22 protein-coding genes and 1 pseudogene are annotated in these 23,460 nt (G+C 62.7%); 16 read left to right on the top strand and 7 right to left on the bottom strand.

The genetic code is table 11. The features are described 5' to 3' along the window. Positions 1–126: 126 nt before the first annotated feature. The 3 genes from AACY44_RS15855 to AACY44_RS15845 are packed head-to-tail and all read right to left on the bottom strand — an operon-like array spanning position 127 to position 4,579. On the bottom strand, positions 127–1,059 hold the full coding sequence (locus AACY44_RS15855) for a sulfonate ABC transporter substrate-binding protein (protein WP_339420979.1): 933 nt from the start codon (positions 1,057–1,059) through the stop codon (positions 127–129). Then, positions 1,056–2,387, bottom strand: a complete 1,332-nt coding sequence (locus AACY44_RS15850; RefSeq protein ID WP_339427890.1) for an LLM class flavin-dependent oxidoreductase — start codon at positions 2,385–2,387, stop codon at positions 1,056–1,058. The genes AACY44_RS15855 and AACY44_RS15850 overlap by 4 nt, the downstream gene beginning before the upstream one ends. A 2-nt stretch (positions 2,388–2,389) precedes the next feature. After that, on the bottom strand, positions 2,390–4,579 hold the full coding sequence (locus AACY44_RS15845) for a TonB-dependent receptor (RefSeq protein WP_339427889.1): 2,190 nt from the start codon (positions 4,577–4,579) through the stop codon (positions 2,390–2,392). Between the two features lie 209 nt (positions 4,580–4,788). Between AACY44_RS15845 and AACY44_RS15840 the strand changes: the two genes are divergently transcribed. Continuing rightward, on the top strand, positions 4,789–5,829 hold the full coding sequence (locus AACY44_RS15840) for a LacI family DNA-binding transcriptional regulator (protein WP_339420973.1): 1,041 nt from the start codon (positions 4,789–4,791) through the stop codon (positions 5,827–5,829). A gap of 62 nt (positions 5,830–5,891) precedes the next feature. After that, positions 5,892–6,506 (top strand): TetR/AcrR family transcriptional regulator, encoded by a 615-nt coding sequence (locus tag AACY44_RS15835; protein ID WP_339420971.1) that lies wholly within the window; start codon positions 5,892–5,894, stop codon positions 6,504–6,506. Between the two features lie 141 nt (positions 6,507–6,647). On the opposite strand, the gene AACY44_RS15830 is transcribed toward AACY44_RS15835, so the two are convergent. After that, entirely contained in the window at positions 6,648–9,398 is a 2,751-nt protein-coding gene (locus tag AACY44_RS15830; protein WP_339530610.1) for a beta-glucosidase, read from the bottom strand. 508 nt (positions 9,399–9,906) lie between these two features. Between AACY44_RS15830 and AACY44_RS15825 the strand changes: the two genes are divergently transcribed. The 14 genes from AACY44_RS15825 to AACY44_RS15760 all read left to right on the top strand — a co-directional run bounded on the left by AACY44_RS15825 (position 9,907) and on the right by AACY44_RS15760 (position 21,655). Beyond that, a complete protein-coding gene (locus AACY44_RS15825; protein WP_339420967.1) occupies positions 9,907–10,134 on the top strand; it encodes a hypothetical protein in 228 nt (75 codons plus the stop codon). Between the two features lie 153 nt (positions 10,135–10,287). After that, entirely contained in the window at positions 10,288–12,024 is a 1,737-nt protein-coding gene (gene gspE, locus AACY44_RS15820) for a type II secretion system ATPase GspE (protein ID WP_339420965.1), read from the top strand. Then, positions 12,021–13,223 (top strand): type II secretion system inner membrane protein GspF, encoded by a 1,203-nt coding sequence (gene gspF / locus AACY44_RS15815; protein ID WP_339420963.1) that lies wholly within the window; start codon positions 12,021–12,023, stop codon positions 13,221–13,223. The genes gspE and gspF overlap by 4 nt, the downstream gene beginning before the upstream one ends. A gap of 19 nt (positions 13,224–13,242) precedes the next feature. After that, on the top strand, positions 13,243–13,668 hold the full coding sequence (gene gspG / locus AACY44_RS15810; RefSeq protein ID WP_024076412.1) for a type II secretion system major pseudopilin GspG: 426 nt from the start codon (positions 13,243–13,245) through the stop codon (positions 13,666–13,668). 9 nt (positions 13,669–13,677) lie between these two features. Continuing rightward, complete coding sequence (locus tag AACY44_RS15805; protein WP_339420959.1) at positions 13,678–14,109, top strand: type II secretion system protein; 432 nt, start codon at positions 13,678–13,680, stop codon at positions 14,107–14,109. Beyond that, the gene (locus tag AACY44_RS15800; protein ID WP_339420958.1) at positions 14,106–14,474 is read left to right on the top strand and encodes a type II secretion system protein; all 369 of its coding nucleotides are present in this window, start codon (positions 14,106–14,108) and stop codon (positions 14,472–14,474) included. The genes AACY44_RS15805 and AACY44_RS15800 overlap by 4 nt, the downstream gene beginning before the upstream one ends. After that, the gene (locus tag AACY44_RS15795) at positions 14,471–15,100 is read left to right on the top strand and encodes a prepilin-type N-terminal cleavage/methylation domain-containing protein (RefSeq protein WP_339420957.1); all 630 of its coding nucleotides are present in this window, start codon (positions 14,471–14,473) and stop codon (positions 15,098–15,100) included. The genes AACY44_RS15800 and AACY44_RS15795 overlap by 4 nt, the downstream gene beginning before the upstream one ends. Further along, complete coding sequence (locus AACY44_RS15790; RefSeq protein WP_339420956.1) at positions 15,097–15,822, top strand: type II secretion system minor pseudopilin GspK; 726 nt, start codon at positions 15,097–15,099, stop codon at positions 15,820–15,822. The genes AACY44_RS15795 and AACY44_RS15790 overlap by 4 nt, the downstream gene beginning before the upstream one ends. Beyond that, positions 15,819–16,862 carry a type II secretion system protein GspL gene (locus AACY44_RS15785; protein ID WP_339530608.1) on the top strand — a complete coding sequence of 348 codons (1,044 nt, stop codon included), beginning with the start codon at positions 15,819–15,821 and terminating at the stop codon, positions 16,860–16,862. Before AACY44_RS15790 ends, AACY44_RS15785 begins: the two co-directional genes overlap by 4 nt. Continuing rightward, complete coding sequence (gspM, locus tag AACY44_RS15780; RefSeq protein WP_339530606.1) at positions 16,837–17,448, top strand: type II secretion system protein GspM; 612 nt, start codon at positions 16,837–16,839, stop codon at positions 17,446–17,448. Before AACY44_RS15785 ends, gspM begins: the two co-directional genes overlap by 26 nt. Next, the gene (locus tag AACY44_RS15775; protein WP_339530604.1) at positions 17,445–17,969 is read left to right on the top strand and encodes a hypothetical protein; all 525 of its coding nucleotides are present in this window, start codon (positions 17,445–17,447) and stop codon (positions 17,967–17,969) included. The genes gspM and AACY44_RS15775 overlap by 4 nt, the downstream gene beginning before the upstream one ends. Next, positions 17,966–20,188 (top strand): type II secretion system secretin GspD, encoded by a 2,223-nt coding sequence (gspD, locus tag AACY44_RS15770; protein WP_339420952.1) that lies wholly within the window; start codon positions 17,966–17,968, stop codon positions 20,186–20,188. Before AACY44_RS15775 ends, gspD begins: the two co-directional genes overlap by 4 nt. Positions 20,189–20,478: 290 nt before the next feature. After that, a complete protein-coding gene (locus AACY44_RS15765; RefSeq protein ID WP_339420951.1) occupies positions 20,479–20,871 on the top strand; it encodes a DUF4398 domain-containing protein in 393 nt (130 codons plus the stop codon). A 10-nt stretch (positions 20,872–20,881) separates the two neighbouring features. Next, positions 20,882–21,655, top strand: coding sequence for an OmpA family protein (locus AACY44_RS15760; RefSeq protein WP_339530602.1), 774 nt, complete (start codon positions 20,882–20,884; stop codon positions 21,653–21,655). A 110-nt stretch (positions 21,656–21,765) separates the two neighbouring features. Here the strand turns inward: AACY44_RS15760 and AACY44_RS15755 are convergent. The 3 genes and pseudogenes from AACY44_RS15755 to AACY44_RS15750 form a co-directional block, all read right to left on the bottom strand. Next, a pseudogene (locus tag AACY44_RS15755) lies at positions 21,766–21,930 on the bottom strand (aldehyde dehydrogenase family protein); the annotation flags it as partial. Continuing rightward, positions 21,891–22,037, bottom strand: a complete 147-nt coding sequence (locus AACY44_RS27755; RefSeq protein ID WP_445261125.1) for an aldehyde dehydrogenase family protein — start codon at positions 22,035–22,037, stop codon at positions 21,891–21,893. The pseudogene AACY44_RS15755 and the gene AACY44_RS27755, both read right to left, overlap by 40 nt. 153 nt (positions 22,038–22,190) lie before the next feature. Then, positions 22,191–23,384 carry a DUF1835 domain-containing protein gene (locus tag AACY44_RS15750; protein WP_339427881.1) on the bottom strand — a complete coding sequence of 398 codons (1,194 nt, stop codon included), beginning with the start codon at positions 23,382–23,384 and terminating at the stop codon, positions 22,191–22,193. Between the last annotated feature and the right edge of the window lie 76 nt (positions 23,385–23,460).

The raw sequence follows: 23,460 nt of genomic DNA, 5'->3' as shown, positions 1-23,460 counted from the left end.
GTCTATGGTTTTCCGAGTTTATGCTCTACTCGTTCATTTTGAATGTGTGGTTAGGGCGTTATCATCGCGCCGGATTGAAGTGTCCAGAATTATTTGGGCACTTCATGCCCCTCCTCAGTTTGGGTCTTAGTTGGTTTCAGCGTTCCAGACTGCCTTTTTGACATCGATGGCCTTGGGCAACAACCGATTCTGGTAAAACAAATCCGCCGTCGCCTGCTGCGCCTGGATGATCTTCGCGTCTATCGGCAAAATCGGCGAAGGCGGGCGGTTATCCATGTACCGCGCAACCACCTCGGCGGGCAGTCCCATAAAGCCGGTCAGCACGTTCAAGCTGTCTTCACGCTGGCTGCGGGTAAGCGCTTCTGCTGCAGTGAGTTCACCAAGCAGATCGTGCACAAACCCACCATTGTCTTTCGCATACTCACGCCGCGCGGTGTACACCGGCCCCGACAACCCCAATCCTTCACCATTGGCCAGAACATGGCTGGGGCTCTGGCTCAGCGCCAGGGACGAATAGGGCTCCCAGATCGCCCACGCATCCACGCTGCCTCGCTCGAACGCCGCCCGTGCATCAGCCGGTGGCAGGTACACCGGTTGAATGTCCTTGTAGCTCAGCCCGGCTTTGTTCAACGCCCGCAGGATCAGGTTGTGGGAGCTGGAGCCTTTCTGGAACGCGACTTTCTTGCCCTTCAGATCCGCCACCGAATGCAGCGGGCTGTCGTTGCGCACCAGGATAGTCTCGGCGCTGGGCTTGGGCGGTTCGACGCCGATGTAGACCAGGTCCGCGCCTGCCGCTTGGGCGAACAGGGGAGGGATATCACCCGTGGAGCCGACATCCAGCGCGCCGACGTTCAGCGCTTCGAGCATCTGCGGGCCGGCGGGGAATTCGATCCACTTCACCTCGGTCTGCGGGAAACGTTTTTCCAGCAGGCCGTGTTCCTTCGCGAGCACCAGGGCGATAGAGCCCTTCTGGTAGCCGATGCGCAGGGTGGCGGGGTCGGCCGCCAGTGCGGTTTGAGTGACGGCCAGCAAGGCCAATAGCAGCGCCGGAATCTTCATGCGTCGTCCTTTTTAAAGCGATTGTCGGGGCGCGCCAAACCGAGGTTTTCACGCAAAGTGGAGCCGGTGTATTCAGTACGGAACAGCCCGCGTCGTTGCAGCTCCGGCACCACCCACTGAGCAAAATCTTCCAGCCCGCCCGGCAGGTGCGGCACCAAAATGTTGAAGCCATCCGCCGCGCCGTTCTCAAACCAGCGTTGCAGCTCATCGGCAATCTGCGCGGGCGTGCCGATCAGGCTGTAATGCCCGCGTCCACCGGCAATCCGCCGGCCCAGCTGGGCGAGTGTCAGTTGCTCACGGTTGGCCAGGTCACTGAGCAATTGCTGTCGGCTGCGTTGCCCGCTGTCGGTCAATGGCAACTGCGGCAAAGGCCCGTCCAGCGGGTAGCCGGACAGGTCGAAGTTACCCAACATGCGCCCCAGCAAGGCCACGCCCACTTCGGGCTCGACCAAATCCTGGAACGCTTCGAACTTGGCCTGCGCTTCAGCCTCGGTCTGCCCGACCACCACAAATACCCCCGGCATGATTTTTAGCGAATCCGGCGCACGCCCGTATTGCTCAAGTCGCCCCTTGAGATCCGCATAAAACGCCTGGGCATTCTCCAGCGATGTCTGCGCGGTAAACACCACCTCGGCGGTGTGTGCCGCCAGCTCACGCCCGGTTTCGGAAGATCCCGCCTGCACGATCACCGGCTGGCCCTGTGGTGAGCGCGCCACGTTCAGCGGGCCTTTGACGCGAAAGTGCTCCCCCACATGGTCCAGCACATGCAGCTTCGTCGGGTCGTAATAGTTGCCGCTGGCCTTGTCGCGCACAAAGGCGTCGTCTTCCCAGCTGTCCCACAACCCGGTCACCACCTGATGAAACTCCTTGGCACGGCTATAGCGCTCGGCATGGCCGAGGTGTTCATCGCGGCCGAAGTTCTGCGCTTCGGCGGCTGCATCCGACGTCACCAGGTTCCAGCCCGCGCGCCCACCGGACAGGTGATCCAGCGAGGCGAATTTGCGCGCTACATGGTAGGGCTTGTTGTAAGTGGTGGTCGCCGTGGCGATCAGGCCGATGTGGTCCGTCACTGCACTCAGCGCCGAGAGCAAAGTCAGCGGCTCGAAATGATCCGAACGCGCCATCTGGCTGGCGATATCACCCGTGGCCGCCGCAATGCTGTCGGCCACGAACAGTGCGTCAAACTTCGCCGCTTCGGCCACGCGTGCCAGGTGTTTGTACTGGGCGAAATCCAGCCCCGCATTCGCCGGTACGTCCGGGTGGCGCCAGGCGGCGACGTGGTGCCCGGTGGCCATGAGAAAGGCGCCGAGTTTCAGTTGACGGCTCATGCTTAGAAATCCTTGCGCAGTTGCACGCCGAAGTAACGCTCATCGTCACGGGGCACGGCGCGGTAGATATAGTTACCGCCGCTGGCCAGCAGCGGCGAGTAGGACTTGTCGGCGAGGTTCTTGGCCAGCACAGCTACGCGCCAACCATTGGCGTAGTCGGCCAGCGCGACGCTGGCGTTCCAGATGCCGTAGGCGCCTTGCTTGGTGTCGACATTCTGGCTGATGTCGTACTGCACTTCGCTCTGCCAGCTGTAGTCGGTGCCCAGTTCGATATCCAGGCCGTTATCCAGCGGGATGCTGTAGTCGGCGCGCACGTAACTTTTCCAGTCCGGGCTGAAGGGCAGCGGCTTGCCATTCACGTTGCAGGTGGCTGCTGCACCGGCCGGGCAGGCGAATTCGTCGATGCGCGCACGGGTGTAGGCCAGGGCGCCAGACAGCTTGAGTTGTTGGGTGGCCTGCAAGGCGTAATCCAGCTCGACGCCTTCGGTGCTGACGCTGCCGGCGTTGATCAGCCGCGTCACGACTTGGCCTGCTACGGTGTCGAAAAAGTTCGCCTGGTAGTTGTCGTAGTCGCTGTGGAACACCGCCAGGTTGGTGGTCAGGCGATTGTTCCAGGCGGTGGCCTTGATCCCGGCTTCCCAGGTGTTGGAGGTTTCCGGTTTGAGCGCCTCGGTGTCACGCGGTTGCATATTGAAGAACACGTTGTACGCCGGGCCTTTGTAGCCACGTGAGTAAGTGAGGTAGCTGGTGACGTTGTCGCTGATGTCGTACTGCACACCAAGGCGGCCGGACCAGCCGTCTTCGTCCACCGAGCCGGAACTGGAGGTGGCGGGCTGGATCCCGCTGACCGTGGTGGCCGAGGTGGAAACGCGGCGGTGATCGTATTTCAGCTCGTCGTGGGTGTAACGCAGGCCGGCGATGCCGCGAAAGCGCGAGGTGAAGTTCAGCGTGGTCTCGCCGAACACCGCGTAACTGTCGTTGGTGGTGCTGTAGTCGGCGATGCCACGGTCGGTGCGTGTGGTAGTCGTCAGCGTGCGCTGATAGGTTTCTTCGTCCTTGCCATGCATGTAGAACAGGCCGCCAACGTACTCCAGGAATTCTCCCTTGGGCGAGGCCAGGCGCAATTCCTGGGAGTATTGGTTGAAGTCCAGCTCGCCTTTGTCGGCGGTGCCGGGGAAGGCGGCTGTCACCGTGCCGAGACGGTCGCCATCCTGATACTGGGTGTTGTCCCAGCCGCGCCAGGCGGTGATCGAGGTCAGGGTGTAGTTGCCGAGGCTCCAGTCCAGCTGCGCGGACAGGCCCTTGTTGGTGTCTTCCACATGGCTGCGGGTGTCGGTGTTGATGTCGCGGTTGTCGCTGGAGGCGCGCACCGGGCTCAGCGCGTTGGTAAACGCTGGAGTCAGCGACTTGCTCACCACGCCATTCGGCGCGTCGTCGTGAGACTGCATGTAGTCGGCGATCAGGGTCAGCTTCACGTCGTCGTTGGGGGTGAACTCCAACTTGCCGCGAATACCCTTGTGGTTGTAGCCGTTGACCTCCTGGCCGTTGTGCTGGTTGTCGACGTTACCGTCGTAGCTGCCAAACAACGTGCTGATCGAGCCCTTGAGCACATCCGGCACCAGGCTGCCGCCGATACCGAAGCGCGTGCGGCTTTCATTGCCGCTGTAGTAGGACTGGTCGATATAACCATGGGTCTCGGCAGTGGGTGCCTTGCTGGTGATGTTCAGCACGCCGGCCGAGGCGTTCTTGCCGAACAGCGTGCCTTGGGGGCCGCGCAGCACTTCGATGCGTTCCAGGTCGAGCAGGTCAAGGGTCGCCTGGCCGGGGCGGGCGTAGACCACGCCGTCGATCACGGTGGCCACCGTTGGCTCAACGCCCGGTGAGGTAGAAATGGTGCCCACGCCGCGCACGAACAGCGAGGTGTCCTTGTTCGACGCACCGGTGCGGAAGTTCAGCGACGGCACCTGTTGCGCGATGCTTGCCACGCCGTTGCGGTTGTCTCGCTCCAGTTGTTCGCCATCCAGCACCGAGACCGCCACCGGGACTTTTTGCAGCGATTCTTCGCGGCGGGTGGCCGTGACCGTCACCGATTTGAGCGTGATTTCTTGCTCATCGGCCGCAAAGGCGCCGCTGACGGGGAGGGCCGTCAACCCTGCCAATACCAGGAAAGTGCCGCGTTGGAGTGTGTGCATGCTGTGTCCGCTCGAAAAGAATGCCCTGAACCGCTGCGGTTCTTGCGACCGTCAGCGCCGGTGAATATGTCGTTGGCATTCGCTCGAGCGAGTAGCAGACAGCGCGCTTTGTTAGCGCTAACATCGGTATTATTGTTGGGTGTTGTTTAGAACGTCAAATACTGAAAAATTAGTCCTATATTCCTTTTGGTTTTTAACAGGATCACCTCGTGAGCTCAGAAAAACCGCGCAAACGCCGTGGCGCCGGGCGCGTCACCCTCAACACGGTGGCACGCCAGGCCGGTGTGTCGGCGATTACCGTGTCGCGTTACTTCAATCAGCCGGAGCAGGTCTCGCCTGAGCGGCGCGAGCGGATTGCCGAGGTGGTGGCCGAGCTGGGGTATGTACCCAACCTGGTGGCCGGCGGGCTGGCGTCCGCACGCGGGCGGATTGTGGCGATGGTGATCCCGAACATCTCTGGGCCGATCTTTGCCAACACTATCCAGGGTTTCAGCGACACCCTCAGTCGGCATGGCTATCAACTGTTGTTGGCGTCGAGTTACTTCAGCGTCGAACAGGAAGAAAGCGCGGTGCGTGCGTTCCTCGGCTGGTCGCCGGCGGCGCTGGTGCTGACCAGTCGCTTCCACAGCGCGGGCACCGAAAAGATGATCGCCGACGCCGATATCCCGGTGGTTGAAACCTGGGACTACGTGCCCGAACGCGCGCCGTTGCAGATCGGTTTTTCCCACTACGAAGTCGGCGTCAGCGCCGCGCGCTACCTGCATGGCAAGGGCTATCGGCGCATTGCGTTCGTGCAGAACAGCGCGGCGGGCGACTTCAGCGCGCAAGAGCGAGGCGAGGGTTTTGCAGCGACCTTGACCGAACTGGGTGTGCAGCCCTGGGCCTTCACCCCGGATGCCGACCGTGCACCTTTCGACGCGGGCAAGCAGGCGATGGAAGCGTTGATGAGCCATGCCACACCGCCCGAGGCGATCTTCTTCGCCAATGACAACCTGGCCGCCGGTGGATTGCTGGCCGGGCAGCGCGCCGGCGTGAAGATCCCGCAAGACTGCGCGGTGCTCGGTTTTGGCGATTACCCGTTTGCCGAAATGCTGTTGCCGAGCCTGAGCACGATCAAACCGCCGGCGTTGGAAATCGGCGTGCTGGCGGCGACGCGCGTGCTGGAAAGCCTGGGCGTGTTATCCCTCAAGGGTGAGGTACAGCGCTTGAACCTGTTGGACTGCCGCTTGATCGAACGGGAAAGCGCCTGAGCTTTATTTGCGGCTCAGGGCTGATTTGGATACGGTGCAAGCCTGCCCACAAGGACGTCCCCATGAAAGAGCCCGCCCCCAAGACCCGTCGCGCCCCAAAAGGTGAAAAGCGCCGTGAAGAGCTGCTGGACGCAGCCTTGCAGGTGTTTTCCCTGGAGGGTTACAGCGGCGCGTCGATGGCCCAGGTGGCAGCGATTGTCGGCATTTCCGTGGCCGGCCTGTTGCACCACTTTCCCAGCAAGATTTCGCTATTGATGGGCGTGTTGCAGCGTCGCGACGAGGTCAATCAACGGATTGCCGACGAAGTGCGAGCCGAAAAATCCCTCAATGGTCTGCTCGGCAGCCTGCGTGCCATCAACCGCTCGAACGCCACCGCGCCGGGGGTGGTGCGGGCGTTTACGATTCTGAATGCCGAGAGTTTGCTGGACACCCACCCGGCGTGGACGTGGTTCCAGGCGCGCTATGCGGCGATTCATCAGCGGATGCAGGGACAGTTTGACGACCTGGTGGCGGCGGGGGAGGTGCGCAGTGATGTGGACATCGCCGGGCTGGTGGAAGAGATTCTGGCCATGATGGATGGGTTGCAGGTCCAATGGCTGCGCTTTCCCGAGCGGGTGGACCTGGTGGCGCGTTTCGATACCTACATTGCGCGGGTCGAAGCGGCCATCAGAGCCTGAGTCTCATCCGCCTGATGTATGAAGATCCAAATGCGGGAGCTGGCTTGCCTGCGATAGCGGTGAGTCAGGCAGCAAATGTACCGACTGACACTCCGCCATCGCGGGCAAGCCCGCTCCCACAGAAAGCACTCCTCTTATCTGTTAGTTACCGGTGGCACTGCCCTGGGTAGTGTCATCACTCATGTCATAGCCATCACCATCACTGGTGCCGCTGTCACCTTCATTCTGATGCAGCACGCCACCGGTTTTCACCGTCGACTCACGCAGCGTTGAATTGAGCGCCGAGCGCGGCAACGGGTTGCTGGTAGTGGTCGACAGTTCCTGACGGAACGGGTTGACCAGCTTGGCGTTCAGGCGAATATCCTGGGACGACGCCCCCACCGACAGGTTGAAACTGTCCGCATCCACCACCCATTGCTTGCTCGCCACGTCGTAATAGGCCAGCGAGCGGTCGTTGAGCTCGATGGTTACGCGCTTGCTCTCGCCAGGCTTCAAGAACACCTTCTTGTAGCCCTTGAGTTCCTTGAGGGCGCGCTCCACTTTCGGGTTGTTCTGGCCCACGTACAACTCGGCCACTTCGGCGCCCGCCACCTTGCCGGTGTTGGCCAGGTCGAACGACACCTTGATCGGTGCACCGGCCACTGCCACCCCAGGGGTCACGCTGATGTTGCTGTAGCCAAAGGTGGTGTACGACAAGCCGTAACCGAACGGGTAGAGCGGCTTGATGCCTTTCTTCTCGTAGCCGCGATAGCCCAGGAACAGGTCGTCCTTGTAGCTCATCTCGGCCAGGGTTTCCTGGTTGTCGAACTTGGGGAAGGTCGCGTAGATCGGGTTGTCTTCGATATTGCGTTCGATACTGATCGGCAGCTTGGCCGACGGGTTGACCTTGCCCAGCAGGATCTCTGCCAAGGCCTGGCCGCCGTTCTGCCCAGGGTAGAACGCATGCAGCGCGGCCGGCACTTGGTCGATCCAGTCGCTCATCTTCAGGCCGGTACCGCCGTGCAGGGTCACCACGGTGTGCGGGTTGACCTTGGCGATGCTCTGGATCAGCAGGTTCTGGTACTCCGGCAAATCGAAGCTGTGGTCGAAGCCTTCGCCTTCGTATTCATTGCTGTTACCGACCGCCACCAGTACGGCGTCGTACTGCGCCAGGTCTTTCGGCGCGACCAGCGAGGCCCAGCTCATTTGCACGCCGACCAGGCCGCCCATGGTCGAGAGGTAGCCGTTGCGACGCGAGTATTCGAGCTTGATGTCGACAGCTTTGCCGGCTTCCAGGTTGACCTTGGCAAACACCGGAATGGTCGGCGGGATGCTGTTGTTTGGCAGCGGCTTACCGTCGCCGTTGTCGAGGACTTTCTTGCCGTTGACGTAGAGGCGCACCGCACCGTCGGCGCGGATCTTGAACACCTGTTCGCCGCTGACGGCTGGGGTGATCTGGCCGCTGTAGCGAATCGAGGTGGCGGCGGTATCGCCGTTCACCGGCAGGCTGTCGGTGGACCAGTCCAGGTCGACATGCGTGTCAGTGCGGCTGGCGGCCGGGTCACCGGACCAGTTGGCGTTGCTGAAGAACTCGGTTTTCAAGCCTTTGACGCTGTTGCCATTGCTGTCGGCATGGGTCCAGCTTGAGGTCGTCGGGTCCAGAGACAGCCCATCGATAAACTCGACCTTGGCCCCCGGCGCCAGTTGCTGCAGGCCGCTCAGCTCACTGATGTAGTTGGCGGCCATGACGTTGGCGCTGCCAAAACCGGTGGGCGGCGCGTACTTGGCCAGGCTGCCGACTACGGCGATGCGCTTGACCTTTTTCGCGTCCAGCGGCAGCAGGTTGTCCTGGTTCTTCAGCAGCACAATGCCTTCACGGGCGGCGTTCAGCGCCACGCGGTTGCTGGTGGCGCTGTTCATGTTGTGGCGGGTCAGCGGTGCCTTGCTGTCGAACTTGTACAGGTAGATTTGCTTGAGAATGCGGCGCACCTTGTCATCGATGGTCGCGCTGCTCAGCTCACCGCTGTCCAGGTACGGCTTGAGGATGGTGCTGTTCATCTGGTAGCCCATCATGTCCAGGTCGGTGCCGGCCTGTGCCGCCGGCAAACCGCTGACCACCGCGTTGTAGTCACTCTGTACAAAACCTGGGTAGCCCCACTCGGTTTTCAGAATGTCGCGCATCAGGTGTTTGTTCTGGCAGGCGAATTCGCCGTTCACCTTTTGGAACGCGCACATCATCATCGCGACTTTGCTGTTCTTCGAGGCGGACTCGAACGGCGGCAGGGTCATCTCGCGCAGGACGCGTTCGCTGATGATTTCATTGAGGTGGAAGCGGTTGCTTTCCTGGTCGTTGGCGGCGAAATGCTTGGCGTTGGCCCACACCCCGCGTGACTGAATACCATTGATCAACGCCGGCCCCAGGCTGGCGCCGAGGAACGGGTCTTCACCGGACAAATACTCGAACGCGCGGCCGCTGTACGGCATGCGGTACAGGTTCACGCCGGGGCCGGTGACGAACTGATAACCGCCGCTCGCAGTGTCATAGCCCAGGGCACGACCCAGGTCGATGGCGCGACGCGGGTTCCAGCTGGCGGCCAGGTTTGGCCCGGACGGATAGACCACGCCCTGTGCATTGCCTTCGCTGGTGTAGCGCACACCCACGCCGCCATCGGCGCCATGAATCTGCGGGATACCGTACTGGGTCAGCGGCTTGACATCCCAGCCACCGGTGCCGCCGATGTAGGCGAGTTTTTCTTCCAGGGTCATCTTGGCCAGGGTTTTGTCTGCGGCTTTTTCCGCCCGGCTCACACGCCCTTCATCCAGGGCAGGGCTGGTCGCCGCGTGCACCTGGGACACGGCGAGTGCCAGCAGGGCGAATGCCGACTGTGCACCGATCATTTTGCGTTTATTCATGGGGTCTCCGACAACTGTTCAGTAAACATGGCGCGCCGAGAAGTGCGTGTTGCTGTGCACGCTCGTCACTTTTTTCTGGGCAATAGTTGCCCGTGATCGCAATTTTTAACCGATGGCTAATTGCAACTATTTGGCGAATTACGCAGTTTTATAAGTGTAATAATTGTATTAGTTGTTGTTGTAGATAGTGTCTAGGTGATATCACGAGATGGCATTTTGAACCGCGAAAACCGCATAATTAAGGCAATTCTTGCGGTTATAAGTCAAACGAAAGCTAATTTTTGCGTGAAATAAGAAATAATTTCTTACGTTTTGGAACTTGTGTTAAACCTACCAGTCGATTGGTTTAAGGAAATCTGTCGTGGCATGGCTAACGAGTGGCATTGCCCGGTAGTTCTAAAGTGCCATGTCTTATACATGCTGTAATACACACTGCTTTGGTGTAGGGTCTTGATCGAGTTCAAGGCGCCACTTGGGCTATCTGCTGTTTTTGATCTGGAGAAAGTTAATGAAGATTTTCCTGCTGGGTGCCGGTGTCGTACTGAGCGTCGCGCTGAGTGGCGCGGCGATGGCGGTTGAGTCCACGGACGCTGATGCGACATCCGGGGCCACCGATTCCACGGTGCTGACCCAGGCCCACGACGCCAAGGCGGCAAAAAAACAGAAGGCTGAAACCACCAAGGGTGGTCGGCCGCTGAACAGCAGCCAGACGACCGCGCCGAAAACGTCCAACTGATGGGAAAACGCGGACCCTGTGGGAGCGGGCTTGCCCGCGATAGCGGTGTATCAGCCGGCACATTCGGCCCTGATCCACTGCCATCGCGGGCAAGCCCGCTCCCACAAGGGGTTTACACAGCCCTTTAGCACATCGCCCCTCAGATTTTTACCCATGTCCCAGCCCAGTCTTTCAACGCCCATCAATGCCTGCCAGCTGCAGATCCCGAACACCGAACAGGTGTGCGCGTGGTTGATGCAGCAGGCCGGCTTGAAAACCGTCGACCTGGAGCGCGCCCGGCGCCTGTCCCAGGAGGGCGGCGACAGCGAGTTGCTCGGCTTGTTGACGCGCCTGGGACTGGTCTCCGAAGCGGAATTGGCCCGCGCCTGGGCAGACTTGCTCGGCGCACCGCTGCTGCTGGCGGATGCCGCGCCGCCGCTGCTGGACCCATTGCCGCCACTGACCGAGCGTTTCATGCGCCACTACCAGGTGGTGCCCGTGGGCTGGAGCCAGGGCGGCCTGAGGGTTCTGGCGGCGAACCCATCGCTGGTGTACCCGTTCCAGGCTGTGGCCTATGCCTGTGGTGTGCCGGTGTGGTTGGCCGTGGGTCCGCGTAATGAAGTCGAGACGCTGATCGAGCGCTACTACGGCCAGGGCCGCTCAGCCATGGGCACCCTGATCGAAAACCTCGATGAGCAGGGCGGTGCACTGGAAGACATCGAACACCTCAAGGACATGGCCTCCGAGGCGCCGGTGATTCGCCTGGTCAACCTGATCCTGCAGCGCGCGGTGGAACAGCGCGCCTCGGACATTCATATCGAGCCGTTCGAAAACCAGTTGAAGGTGCGCTATCGCATCGACGGCGTGCTGCACGAAGCCGAAGCGCCGCCGTCGAGTTCCTCTGCGGCGGTGATTTCGCGGGTGAAGATCATGGCGCGCCTGGACATTGCCGAGCGGCGCCTGCCGCAGGACGGGCGCATCATGCTGCGTATCCAGGGCAAGGAGCTGGACTTGCGCGTGTCCACGGTGCCCACCAGTTTTGGCGAGTCGGTGGTCATGCGCCTGCTCGACCGGCAGACCGTGCAGTTCGATTTCCAGAGCCTGGGCTTCGATGGCCAACGCCTGGAAACCTTCCTGGAAGTGCTCGAACGGCCCCACGGCATCCTGCTCGTCACCGGGCCCACCGGCTCGGGCAAGACCACCACGTTGTACACCGCGCTGTCGCGCCTCAACACCGCCGAGCGCAAGATCATCACGGTCGAAGACCCGGTGGAATACCAGCTTGAAGGCATCAACCAGATCCAGGTCAAACCCGCCATCGGCCTGGACTTTGCCGGCGCGCTGCGCTCCATCGTGCGTCAGGACCCGGACGTGATCATGATTGGTGAAATCCGCGACCTGGAAACCTGCCGCATCGCGATCCAATCGTCCCTCACCGGCCACTTGGTGCTGTCGACCCTGCACACGAATAGCGCGGCGGCGAGTATTACGCGGCTGCTGGATATGGGCGTCGAGAGCTACCTGATCGCGTCGACCGTCAATGGCATCCTGGCCCAGCGTCTGGTGCGGCGCCTGGACCCGGCCACGCGCGAAGCCTTCGAAGCACCCGCAGAGTTGATCGCCGAACATGGCCTGGATCGGTTTACCGAGCAGCGCCCGATCATGCTCTATCGCCCCCGCGCCGATGCAGCGGGTGGTGGCTACCACGGCCGCAGTGCAATCACCGAACTGCTGGTGATGAACGACGAACTGCGCAGCCTGTTGATGCGCCAGGCCGACGCCGCCACCCTCGAACAGGCCGCCCGCCGTGGCGGCCTGCGGACCTTGCACGAAGAGGGCCTGCGCCAGGCCGTGGCGGGTGTCACCTCGCTGGAAGAAGTGCTGCGCGTCACTCGTGGGGAGGGCGCGTGAGCCTGTTCAAATACCGCGCCCTCGACAGCCAGGGCCAGGCGCAAAACGGCACCCTCGAAGCCAAGGACCATGCCGCTGCCGTCGCCGCCTTGCACAAGCGCGGATTGCTGCTGTTGCAGGTCGATGCGGCGGGGGGGCAGGGGCTGCGCAAGGCCTTTGGCCGTGGCCAGTTGAACGGCGCGGCACTGGTCAGTTTCACCCAGCAACTGGCCACGCTGTTGGGCGCCGGCCAACCGTTGGAGCGCTCGTTGGGCATCCTGCTCAAGCAGCCTGGCCAGCCGCAGACCCGTGCGTTGATCGAGCGCATCCGCGAACACGTCAAGGCCGGCCAACCGTTATCCAAGGCGCTGGAGGAGGAGGGCGGCCAGTTCTCGCCGTTGTACCTGAGTATGGTGCGTGCGGGTGAGGCGGGCGGCGCGCTGGAGGACACCCTGCGCCAGCTCAGCGATTACCTGGAGCGTAGCCAGTTGCTCAGGGGCGAGGTGATCAACGCCTTGATCTACCCGGCCTTCCTGGTCGTGGGCGTGCTCGGTTCGCTGGCCCTGTTGCTGGCCTACGTGGTGCCGCAGTTCGTGCCGATCTTCAAGGACCTGAGCGTGCCGATTCCACTGATCACTGAAGTGATTCTGGCGCTTGGCCAATTCCTCGGTGCCTATGGCCTGGCGGTGTTGGCCGGTTTGATCGTGACGATCTGGACACTCGCCGCCCGCCTGCGCGACCCGCAGCGCCGCGAAAAATACGACCGCCGCGTGTTGGGCATTCGCATCATCGGCCCGCTGCTGCAACGGGTCGAAGCCGCGCGACTGGCCCGCACCCTTGGCACCTTGCTCAGCAACGGCGTGGCCCTGCTGCAAGCCTTGGTGATCGCCCGGCAGGTTTGCACCAACCGTGCGCTGCAAGCGCAAGTCGCCCAGGCTGCCGAGTCGGTGAAGGGCGGCGGCACCCTGGCGAGTGCCTTCGGCAGCGAGCCGCTGCTGCCCGATCTGGCCTTGCAAATGATTGAAGTCGGCGAACAGGCCGGCGAACTCGACAGCATGCTGCTCAAGGTCGCCGACGTGTTCGACGTCGAAGCCAAGCGCGGCATCGACCGCCTGCTGGCCGCCCTCGTGCCGTCCCTGACCGTGGTCATGGCGGTGCTGGTGGCGGTGATCATGCTGGCGATCATGCTGCCGCTGATGAGCTTGACCAGCAATATATGAACCCTTGAGGACTGCACCTATGCGCCATACCCGATTCAAGCCCGCCCGCCGCCAGGGCGGTTTTACCTTGCTGGAAATGCTCGCGGTGATCGTGCTGCTGGGCATCGTCGCGACCATCGTGGTGCGCCAGGTCGGCGGCAATGTGGACAAGGGCAAATACGGCGCGGGCAAGGCGCAACTCGCCAGCCTGAGCATGAAGATCGAAAGCTATGGCCTGGACGTCGGCTCGCCGCCCAAGACTCTGCAGCAATTGGTCGACAAACCCGGCAACAGCGCCGGCTGGGCCGGGCCGTACGCCAAGCCGTCAGACCTCAAAGACCCGTTCGGCCATGCCTTCGGCTACCGCTTCCCCGGTGAACATGGCGCCTTTGACCTGATCTTCTATGGCCAGGACGGCCAACCCGGCGGCGAAGGCTACAGCGCCGACCTGGGCAACTGGGAATAACCCGCGACCATGATCAGCCCCCAACGCGGCTTTACTCTGCTGGAAATGCTGGTGGTGATCGTTTTGATCAGCATCGCGGCCGGGTTGGTGGGGTTTGGCCTGCAACAAGGCCTGCGTGCGGCGAAAGAGCGTCAGGCCGTGGGGCAGATGGTCGAGGCGCTGCGCGCCACGCGGGCGCGGGCGATTGTCAGCGGCAGTACCGAAAAAACGCTGTTCGACCTGCGCGCGTTGAGCTTCCAGGCGCCGGGTCGACCGTTGAAACACTGGCCGGCCGACCTGCAAGTGACCCTGCACACCGCCGAGCACGCAGGCTCTGCTGTGGAGTTCTACCCCGATGGCAGCTCCACCGGCGGCAATTTGCTGCTGGCCAATGGCAGCCGGCGTTGGCGCATCGATATCGGCTGGCTGACCGGCAGCGTGCAGTCCAAGGCGCTGCCATGAAGCACCAGGGCGGTTTCACGTTGCTGGAGATGCTCGCCGCGCTGACACTCATGGCGATCTGCAGCAGCGTGCTGCTGGTTGCGTTCGGCCAGAGCGCGCGGTCGCTGTTGCAGGTTGCGCACAGCGACCGACTCACCCACGCCGCCATCAGCGTGCTGGACCAGGAAGCCGCTGGGCCGTTGGTCAGTGGTGTGCGCTACGGCGATCTGGACGGCGTCGCCTGGCAATTGCGTATTGCCCGGCAGCCCACCCGTATCGGCCAGCCACAGCTGTTTCGGCTCGACCTCAGCGTCAGTGAAGGCCCGCGCCACGCCAGTTTCAGTACCTTGAAACTGCGCGCAGCCCGCGACAAGGCCGGCCTGTGAAGCCGCGTCAGCAGGGCTTCACCTTGCTCGAGATCATGATCGTGCTGAGCTTGCTGGGCGTCTTGCTGGTGCTCGTCGGCGGCGCGTTGCTGGGGGCCAATCGTGCGGTGCTCAAGGCGCAGCGCTACACGGTCAGCCTGGATGAAATGCGCGCCGCGCAGCAGTTTTTGCGTACCTCCATCAGCGAGGCGTTGCCCTTGGACGTGACCGAGGACGACAGTCAGACCGATGGGTTTTTCGCCGGTGGCCCGCAGCGCATGCAGTTTGTCGCCACCTTGCCCGGCGTGCTTGGTGGCGGGATCCAGCGCTTCACCTTGCAGTTGGCCGGCGCCGAGGCGCAGCGCGATTTACAGGTGGCGTTCGCGCAGTTTGAATCTGCGGCGCACGTCAGCGTGCCGGCCTCGCGCAGTGAGCCGCAGGTGTTATTGAAGGGGGTCGAGGACCTGCAATTCAGCTACCGCGGCCTGTCGCCCAAGGGCCAGGCCACCGGCTGGATCAGCGAGTGGCCGTGGACCAAGCGCTTGCCTTATGCGGTGCGCATCGAGGCCCGTGTGAATGGACCGGTGCCCTGGGTGACCCAGGTGGTTGCGTTGCGCTTGAACCTGTCGGGCGGGGCGCCGGAATGATCAGGCATCAGCGTGGCGTGGCCCTGTTGCTGGTGCTGTGGGTGCTGGCGTTGCTCAGCCTGTTGCTGGGCGGCCTGGCCGGCTGGGTGCAACTGGAAACGCGCCAGGCCGCCTGGCACCGCCAGCACACGCAGGCCGTGTTGGCCGCCGAGGCAGGCGTGGCGCTTGCGATGCAAGGGCTGGCCGACCCGATGCAACGTAAGCAGTGGGTGGCCGACGGGCGAGAAATCCCGCTGGCGTTTGACGATGCACAGCTGCACGTGAGCCTGCACAGCGAGCGCGGCAAGTTGTACTTGAACAGCGCCGAGGTCGCCGACTTCGCCCGCCTGGCCCTGGCCTGCGGCGCCACCCAAGCCCAGGCCAGCCAGCTCGCCAGGGACTTGGAAGTGCGGCGCAACCAGGGTCTGGCGCCGTTTCGGGTAGTCGAAGAACTGCGGCAACTGCCGGGCATGACCCAGGCCCTGTACAGCGCACTGGTGCCCGAGATCAGCCTGTGGAGCGGCCTGGATCGGCCCGATCCGGCGTTCGCCAGTGCCTTGATGCGCCGCGCGCTGAACCTGCCGCGCCAGAGCGCGATAGGGGCCGACCCCGGCGAAGTGCTGGTGGTCAGCAGCCGTGCGCAACGGCCCGGCGGTTACCACGCCCGGTTGCAAGCCACGGTGTTATTGAGCCCCGCGCAAGGCAGCGCACAACCTTATCGAGTCCTACGTTGGCAAGAATGAACGAACCCTTAACCGCACGGCTTCAATGGCTGACGGAGCCCATCACCCAACGCTGGCGCGGCAGCCTGCTGCAACTGGGCTGGCGCCTGTGGCTCAAGGAACTGCGTGGCTGCCTGCCGGCGTGGCTGTCGCTGCAAGACATTCCCGAGCACCGCTATCGCTGGCCGTTGACCGCACCCGTGGCAAAACCCGCTGGCGCAGCACGCCAGGTGTTGCTGCTGGCGCCCGATGCGGTGCTGGTGCAAACCCTGCAATTGCCCCCGGCGGCGGCGCGCAACCTGGCCACGGTGGTCGGCTATGAGCTAGACCGCTTTACTCCGTTTGACGCCGCCCAACTGTACTTTGTCGTGCGCCAGGAACGCCGCACCCCCACGCACGTGCACGTCACGCTGGTGGCGATCCTGCGTGAGCGCCTGGACCCGATTCTCAATGAGTGTGCGGCCCTCGGATTGCACCCCCATGCGGTGGATGTGGACACTGGCGCAGGCACACCCATGGGCATCGACTTGCTGCCGGCACCCTTCCGACCGCGCCAGCGCCCACAAGGCAAAGGCTTGCAGCGCTGCCTGCCGTGGCTGTGCGGAGCCTTACTGATTGCCGCGATGCTGCTGTGGCTCAACGATCGCCAGCGCGTGCTCGAGGCCATGCAGCACAGCGTGCGCGAGCAGAAAGCCCAGGTTGCCGAGGTCCACGCCCTGCGCCAGCAACTGCTCACTACTCGTGGCGCGGCGCAGTACCTGATCCGCCGCAAGGCAGCCCAACCACCGTTGTCGGCGCTGCTCAACGAGCTGACCGCTTGCTTGCCATCCGACACCTGGATCGACCAGTTGGAGGTCAATGATGGCGCCGACGTGTCCTTCTCCGGGCAAAGCGCCAAGGCCAGTGCCTTGATCACGCGGATCAAGGGCTGCCACAGCCTGGAAAACGCCCAGTTCGAAGGGGTGATTCAACCCGATGCGCAAACCGGCAAGGATCAGTTTTCCTTGCGCGCCCACCTGCACCAGGAGGCCGCCGATGCGCCGACCACTGACACCCCGTGAACGCCGTGGCGCCGCCCTGATCGGCCTGGCCCTGGTGCTTGGCGTGGGTTATTGGCTGTTGATCGACAGCTGGTTCGCCGGCCCCTTGCGCGACATGGGCGAGGAGGCCGAGCAGCTACGTGAGCAACAACAACGCTACGCCGGTGTGTTGCGCCAGGGCGATGGCCTGCGCCAACAGCTTGAGCTCGCACGGCAGGACCCGGCCAGCAGCACCAGCCTGTTGCCCGGCGATGACCCCAGCGCAGTCGCGGCCGACCTGATGCAACGCATCGCCGACCTGATCAACAGCCGCGCCGGCCTCGGTGGCGGCTGCAGCCTGACCCAGCGCATGCCCATCACCCCGGAGCAGGATGACGCCGAGCCGTATCGCCAGGTCAAAGTCAGCCTGACCCTCAACTGCGCCATCGAACCCTTGACCGCGATCCTGCATGAACTGGAGTACCAGCGGCCGTTCCTGTTTGTCGATGAGATGAGTATCCGCCGCCCGCCCAACGCACCCGCCAGTGGCGGTGCCGGCCAGATGATTGTACATTTGCTGGTTCGCGGCTACCTGCAGCCGCCCGCCGCACAGCAGGTGCGCCGATGATCCCTGCATTGCGTCCTCTGGAATGGCTATTGCTCTGCGTGGCTTCGCTGCTGGGCCTGTTGATGGTTGGCATCCTCAGCAGCATTGGCGATGCGCCGCAGTGGTTGCCGACGCCTGATCCCGATGCGCGCGCCAACACCTCGGCCAACGCGCTGGTGGCCCCGAGTGCGACCCTGGAAAGCCTCGCCGGCACCTGGCAAGCCCCCTTGTTCAGCCCCGGCCGCAGCCCTGATCGTGCGGTCGGCCAGGCCGCCGTCTCCAGCCTGGCGAGCCTGACGCTGACCGGCATCGTCCTGAAGGGCAACCTGCGCGTTGCACTGCTCAAACGCAGCGACGGCCCGCCGCTGAAAGTCCACCAGGACCAGACCCTGCCCAACGGCTGGCGCCTGGAACAACTGACAGCCCGCGAAGCGCGCTTTGTGCTTGACGGCCGCACGCAGACCCTGAGCCTGCGCGCGCCGCGTTTGCCCGCGCCGTCCACGACACCCCCGATTACCCTTCCTCACGAGTCCGCCCCTTGATCGATTCCTTCCCCGGCGCTTTGCGCACCACCGTGTTTTGCCTGGCTACCGCCGTTTCCATAGGTGGCTGCGGGACATTTCCTGATCATCTCGACCCGGACGAAGCCCTGTTGCACGAGGCGATGCAAGGCACCGGTTCGCAACGCCCGCCAGTGGACCCGGCCAGCGAACAGCCCCCGGTCGACAGCGGCCAACCCCAGGCGAAGACACCCCCTCAACGCCAGTTGATTCGTGGTAGTCAGCAGTTCGTGCGCGCGCCGGCAGCAGCACCGGCGATCAAGGAGGAGGGCAGTGGTGACATTGTGTTCAACTTCGCCGACCAGCCGATCGAGGCGGTGATCAACAGCGTGATGGGCGACCTGCTGCACGAAAACTACAGCATCGCCCAGGGTGTGAAAGGCAACGTCAGCTTTTCCACCTCCAAACCGGTGAACAAGCAGCAGGCCTTGTCGATTCTGGAAACCCTGTTGTCGTGGACCGACAACGCGATGATCAAGCAAGGCAACCGCTATGTGATCCTGCCCGCCAACCAGGCGGTGGCGGGCAAGCTGGTGCCAGAGATGCGTGTGTCTCAACCCTCCAGCGGCCTGTCGGCGCGGCTGTTTCCGCTTCGCTACATCTCGGCCACCGAGATGCAGAAACTGCTCAAGCCGTTCGCCCGCGAGAATGCATTCTTGCTGGTCGACCCGGCTCGCAATGTGCTGAGCCTGGCCGGTACTCCAGAGGAATTGGCCAATTACCAGGACACCATCGACACCTTTGATGTGGACTGGCTCAAGGGCATGTCGGTGGGCGTGTTCGGCCTGCAACGTGCTTCGGTGGCCGAGTTGATGCCCGAGTTGCAAAAGATGTTCGGCCCCGACAGCGGCATGCCTCTGGCGGGCATGGTGCGGTTCCTGCCGATCGAGCGCACCAACTCGGTGGTCGCGATCTCGTCACAGCCGCAGTACCTCAGTGAAGTGGGCGACTGGATTCACACCATCGATGAAGGCGGCGGCAACGAGCCGCAGATGTACGTCTACGATGTGCGCAATATGAAGGCCACCGACCTCGCCAAGTACCTGCGGCAGATCTACGGCACGGGCGCGATCAAGGATGACACCCCCGCCAAAGTTGCCCCCGGTTTACGCACGGCGACCCTGTCTTCGCCGGGCACTAACAGCACGTCCGGCAGCACGCCTGGCGGCCTGAGTAACAACCTGAATAACAGCCAGCCCGCCGCGGATGAAGAGGATCAGGGCCCGCAAGCCGAGCAGGACAACGCCGAGCAGGGCATGAGCGAAGACGCTCCGGCCAAAAGCCTCGACGCCGGCACCCGCATCACCGCGCAGAAAAGCAGTAACCAACTGCTCGTACGCACGCGCCCGGTGCAGTGGAAAGAGATCGAATCGGCGATCAAACGCCTCGACAACCCGCCGCTGCAAGTACAGATCGAGACGCGCATCCTCGAAGTCAAACTCACCGGCGAACTGGACCTTGGCGTGCAGTGGTACCTGGGCCGCCTGGCCGGCAATTCCACCAGCACCACCGTGGGCAACACCGCCGGCAGCCAGGGCGCCCTTGGCGGTGGCGGCGCGGGCCTGGGGGCAGCGGACTCGTTGTTCTACTCCTTCGTCAGCTCCAACCTGCAAGTCGCCTTGCACGCCCTCGAAACCAACGGCCGCACCCAAGTGCTGTCGGCGCCGTCGCTGGTGGTCATGAACAACCAGCCGGCGCAGATTCAGGTGGGCGACAACATTCCCATCAGCCAGACCACGGTCAACACCGGCACCTCCGACACCACCTTGAGCAGCGTTGAATATGTGCAGACCGGGGTGATCCTCGACGTCGTGCCGCGGATCAATCCGGGTGGCCTGGTGTACATGGATATCCAGCAGCAGGTCAGTGATGCCCAGGATCAGGCGTCGTCGAGTAATGACACGCAGACTAATCCGCGTATTTCCACGCGGTCGGTGTCGACTCAGGTGGCCGTGCAGAGTGGGCAGACGGTGCTGCTGGGGGGGTTGATCAAGCAGGACAATGCGGAGTCGGTGAGCGCGGTGCCGTATCTGGGGAAGATTCCGGGGTTGCGGTGGTTGTTTGGGAATACCAGTAAGTCCAAGGACCGTACCGAGCTGATCGTGTTGATCACGCCGAGGGTGATCACCAGCAGCAGCCAGGCGCGGCAGGTCACGGATGATTATCGGCAGCAGATGCAGTTGCTTCGGCCAGCTCAATAAGTCACGCCTAACACGCTAAAAATACGGGCGCGGGATTACCCGCGCGCCGAATTTTCATTTGCGTATGGCCTTATTGTTTCAATCACAGAGCAACTGATTGATCGACGGGGCAAAATATGCACCTGGCTCCCGTTATTTTTCTGAGAAAAATCCTACAGATAGATGGGATTTTTCATTCTTCCAGTCCGTATTTTTCCTCCTAGGATGGCGCGCTCGTTTGATCGCAAGCGAGACGGCAAGGGCCGCTCCATCGGTCCTGCAGCCATAAGAACATGCTTAGGAGTCAACACATGAAGATGACCAGTGTGAGCAAACGCCTGCGCCGCTCGGCCTGGGCCGTGATCGTCGCCGGTGCATTGGCAGGCTGTGCTACGCCGCAGCCGCCTGCGGCAAAAATCTCCCTGGCGCGTGATTCGGTTGGGCGCGCCCTGGCAGCGCAAGCGACCCAGTTCGCCCCGCTGGAGATGAAAACTGCCCAGGACAAACTGGCACGCATGGAGCAAGCCATCGGCGAAAAAAATTACATTCAGGTCGACGCCTTGGCCGATCAGATCGAAGCCGATGCCGGCCTGGCCGAAGCCAAGGCCACTGCGGTGCGTAAACAACAAGTCTTGAAGCAGGCGCGGGAGGGCATCCAGGTGCTCAAACAGGAAATGCTCAACGCCCCCGCGACTACCCACTGAGGATCTTGCCATGCGTGCCACTCTCGTCATTCCTGTTCTTTCGGCCCTGGGCCTGGCCTTGGCCGGCTGCGCTACCCCACCGGAAAACCCGCAACTGCTGCAAGCGCGCAGCCAGTTCTCCAGCCTGCAGCAAAAGCCTGAGTCCAGCACCCTGGCGGCGGTTGAAACGCGCATCGCCTCCAACGCACTGGACCGCGCCAACCAACTGTCCCTGCACAGCCGTACTGACCCGCAGATCGATCAGCTCGCGTACCTCGCGACGCAGAAAATCGCCCTCGCCGAGCAGACCATCGTCGGTCGCAAAACCGATGCTCAACTCGACAACATCGCCGTCGACCGTACCCAGGTGCAGCTCGACGTTCGCACTGCGCAGCTCAAGGCCTTGCAGGCGATGAAAGCGCAGCCTACCGAACGTGGCCAGGTCGTCACCTTTGGCGATGTGCTGTTCGATACCGCAAAGGCTGAATTGAAACCGGGCAGCCAACGGGACTTCCAGGCGCTGGCGAACTTCCTGTTGCAGAACCCGGAGCGCCAAGTATGCGTTGAAGGTTTCACCGACAGCACCGGTGGCGATGCTTACAACCAGAGCTTGTCCGAGCGCCGTGCCCAAGCGGTTGCCCGTGGCCTGCAACGCCTCGGCGTCGGGGCTGAACGTATTGCAGTGATGGGCTACGGCAAGCAGTTCCCGGTCGCCGATAACCTCAGTGCGCCGTCACGCCAGTTGAATCGCCGTGTGGAAGTGATTGTGTCCAACGATGCGTCGGCGGTCAGCGCACGTCGCTAAGCAGGCGGGTTGTTCGATGTGGCTGTTGTCGCGCCCCGGCGCGGCATGCCATTGAGCCGGGAGCGGCACTGCCGCTCCCGGACTTGACGCTCGCCAGTCGGTAACGTGTATCAGCCGAAGCCAACGATGGCTTTGGTTTCCAGGTATTCCTCAAAACCATAGATACCGTACTCGCGCCCATTTCCCGAGCGCTTGTAACCTCCGAAGGGCGCCTTGGGGTTCCAGGCCGGGTAGTTCAGGTGCACTTGCCCGGCGCGAATGCGCGAGGCGACGGCAGATTCGGCGACTTGCCGCCCAATTCCTGTGTGACACGTTTCACTGTAGGTGCGGCGGCCTGTGCAACCAGTGCTCCGGCGCGGTTTGAAGCGGTGATTGAAATCATGTCGATGTGGAGCGGCCCACGTTGCGGACCGTTGACAAGGACGGGGCGACGCCCCGTGCGAGCAAGCTGTCGATCGCTACGCGAATCACCTACCAGGGCGACCCGGTGGTGGTTACCTGTGCGATCGGCTTATCGCCTAAGCGGTAACGGACGTCAGCCACGCCAGCTCGGCATGGCGCCGTCTATCGCCCAATGGGGGCGGCCAGGTCTCAAGCACACACCGCCGACCCAGCGCGCATGGCTGGCGTGGTCGAGCCAATAACTGTCGCCGCTCAGCACCTGATGCCCCAATGGCGTCAGCGTTAATTCGCGTCGAGGCCAGTCCCGGTCCGGTTCTGTCTCGGTCAATAACGGATGCTTGCCATCAATCAACGGCCGCATCAGCGCATGGAACATCATGTCCCCCAGGAACGGCAGCGGCTCGCGCTTGGCCATCAACTCGGCAAACACCCGACCAAACGGCACCGGCCCGGCTTCGGCAATGTAGGTCAGGGACAGGCGTTCGGTGAGCGATAAACCATCCCGGATGCCCGGCAGCTCCTGCAACTGGCGTAACAGTGCGGGCGCCAGCAACGGTAAGGCGGCATGTGTGCCGTGGGCCAGTTCCGCCAAGGTTTCGGGTGACGGTTCGCAATACGCCGACCAGGCCTGTTTGGCCAATTGCACCGCGTCATCGTCGATCAAACGCCGTTGCGGCCAAAGCCAGGCCAGCACATCGGGTGCCAATTGGCCGATGCCGATAAAACGTTCGACACCTGGGATCCGGTCGACTTCGATCAGCTCCAGCTTGCGCGGCGCCTGCTCAAGACCTGCGAGTGCGCGGATCAGGAACAGTTGGTCGTAGGCATCCGCCTCGCACCACAGCACGCTGTGATCGGTGCTGGTCAAGGCTTGCAGCTGGTCGTATTCATCGGCGACACGGCGCGCTACCTCCGTTTCGTCGAGGGCGAAGGCCTGGCTGATAAACGTGCTGCGCAGGGCGCGGAATGCTTCGCTGGGCACGTCGCGGACCGGCCCCATGCACAGTGGGTCAGTGAGCATTTGGAAGTGTCCCTTGAACCCCGCTATCTGTAGGCTATGCGCGATGTCATTGCCGCAGCGCCAGTGCGTGGTGCGGGCTTCATCGCTGGCAGCGAAGTCGGGGTGGCGAGCGGCGAAGTCGATCGCATCGACGTGGGCCTTGAGCTTGGGCCAACTGCTGAAACCCAACTGCTTGGCGATCTGCCATTGAGCCTGGGACAAGGTGGCGGCGGGATCCTGGATTCTCAGGCGCGGCAGCAGTTCCTTGGCACGCTTGCGCTGCTGCCCAAGGTTGAGGCGGCCATCGGTGTTGACGTGGTGGGACATACGAGCTCCTTGCACAAACCTTTTCCGCTTTAAGGTTGGGAGTCGTAGACAAAAGAGGGTGTTGCAGGGTCTTGGG

Source organism: Pseudomonas sp. RA_15y_Pfl1_P11 (genome assembly GCF_963970975.1).
In the GTDB taxonomy this organism is placed as follows: domain Bacteria; phylum Pseudomonadota; class Gammaproteobacteria; order Pseudomonadales; family Pseudomonadaceae; genus Aquipseudomonas; species Aquipseudomonas tritici.
Note: the sequence above shows the minus strand (reverse complement) of the source record. Positions and strands in the feature narration are given on the sequence as shown.

Coding starts and splice junctions, on each gene's coding strand:
- AACY44_RS15845 (WP_339427889.1), bottom strand. CDS start 4,579: ATGCACACACTCCAACGCGGCACTTTCCTGGTATTGGCAGGGTTGACG.
- AACY44_RS15790 (WP_339420956.1), top strand. CDS start 15,097: ATGATCAGGCATCAGCGTGGCGTGGCCCTGTTGCTGGTGCTGTGGGTG.
- AACY44_RS15850 (WP_339427890.1), bottom strand. CDS start 2,387: ATGAGCCGTCAACTGAAACTCGGCGCCTTTCTCATGGCCACCGGGCAC.
- AACY44_RS15760 (WP_339530602.1), top strand. CDS start 20,882: ATGCGTGCCACTCTCGTCATTCCTGTTCTTTCGGCCCTGGGCCTGGCC.
- AACY44_RS15805 (WP_339420959.1), top strand. CDS start 13,678: ATGATCAGCCCCCAACGCGGCTTTACTCTGCTGGAAATGCTGGTGGTG.
- AACY44_RS27755 (WP_445261125.1), bottom strand. CDS start 22,037: ATGATTTCAATCACCGCTTCAAACCGCGCCGGAGCACTGGTTGCACAG.
- AACY44_RS15855 (WP_339420979.1), bottom strand. CDS start 1,059: ATGAAGATTCCGGCGCTGCTATTGGCCTTGCTGGCCGTCACTCAAACC.
- gspE (WP_339420965.1), top strand. CDS start 10,288: ATGTCCCAGCCCAGTCTTTCAACGCCCATCAATGCCTGCCAGCTGCAG.
- AACY44_RS15750 (WP_339427881.1), bottom strand. CDS start 23,384: ATGTCCCACCACGTCAACACCGATGGCCGCCTCAACCTTGGGCAGCAG.
- AACY44_RS15830 (WP_339530610.1), bottom strand. CDS start 9,398: ATGAATAAACGCAAAATGATCGGTGCACAGTCGGCATTCGCCCTGCTG.
- AACY44_RS15800 (WP_339420958.1), top strand. CDS start 14,106: ATGAAGCACCAGGGCGGTTTCACGTTGCTGGAGATGCTCGCCGCGCTG.
- AACY44_RS15765 (WP_339420951.1), top strand. CDS start 20,479: ATGAAGATGACCAGTGTGAGCAAACGCCTGCGCCGCTCGGCCTGGGCC.
- AACY44_RS15785 (WP_339530608.1), top strand. CDS start 15,819: ATGAACGAACCCTTAACCGCACGGCTTCAATGGCTGACGGAGCCCATC.
- AACY44_RS15835 (WP_339420971.1), top strand. CDS start 5,892: ATGAAAGAGCCCGCCCCCAAGACCCGTCGCGCCCCAAAAGGTGAAAAG.
- AACY44_RS15825 (WP_339420967.1), top strand. CDS start 9,907: ATGAAGATTTTCCTGCTGGGTGCCGGTGTCGTACTGAGCGTCGCGCTG.
- AACY44_RS15775 (WP_339530604.1), top strand. CDS start 17,445: ATGATCCCTGCATTGCGTCCTCTGGAATGGCTATTGCTCTGCGTGGCT.
- gspM (WP_339530606.1), top strand. CDS start 16,837: ATGCGCCGACCACTGACACCCCGTGAACGCCGTGGCGCCGCCCTGATC.
- gspG (WP_024076412.1), top strand. CDS start 13,243: ATGCGCCATACCCGATTCAAGCCCGCCCGCCGCCAGGGCGGTTTTACC.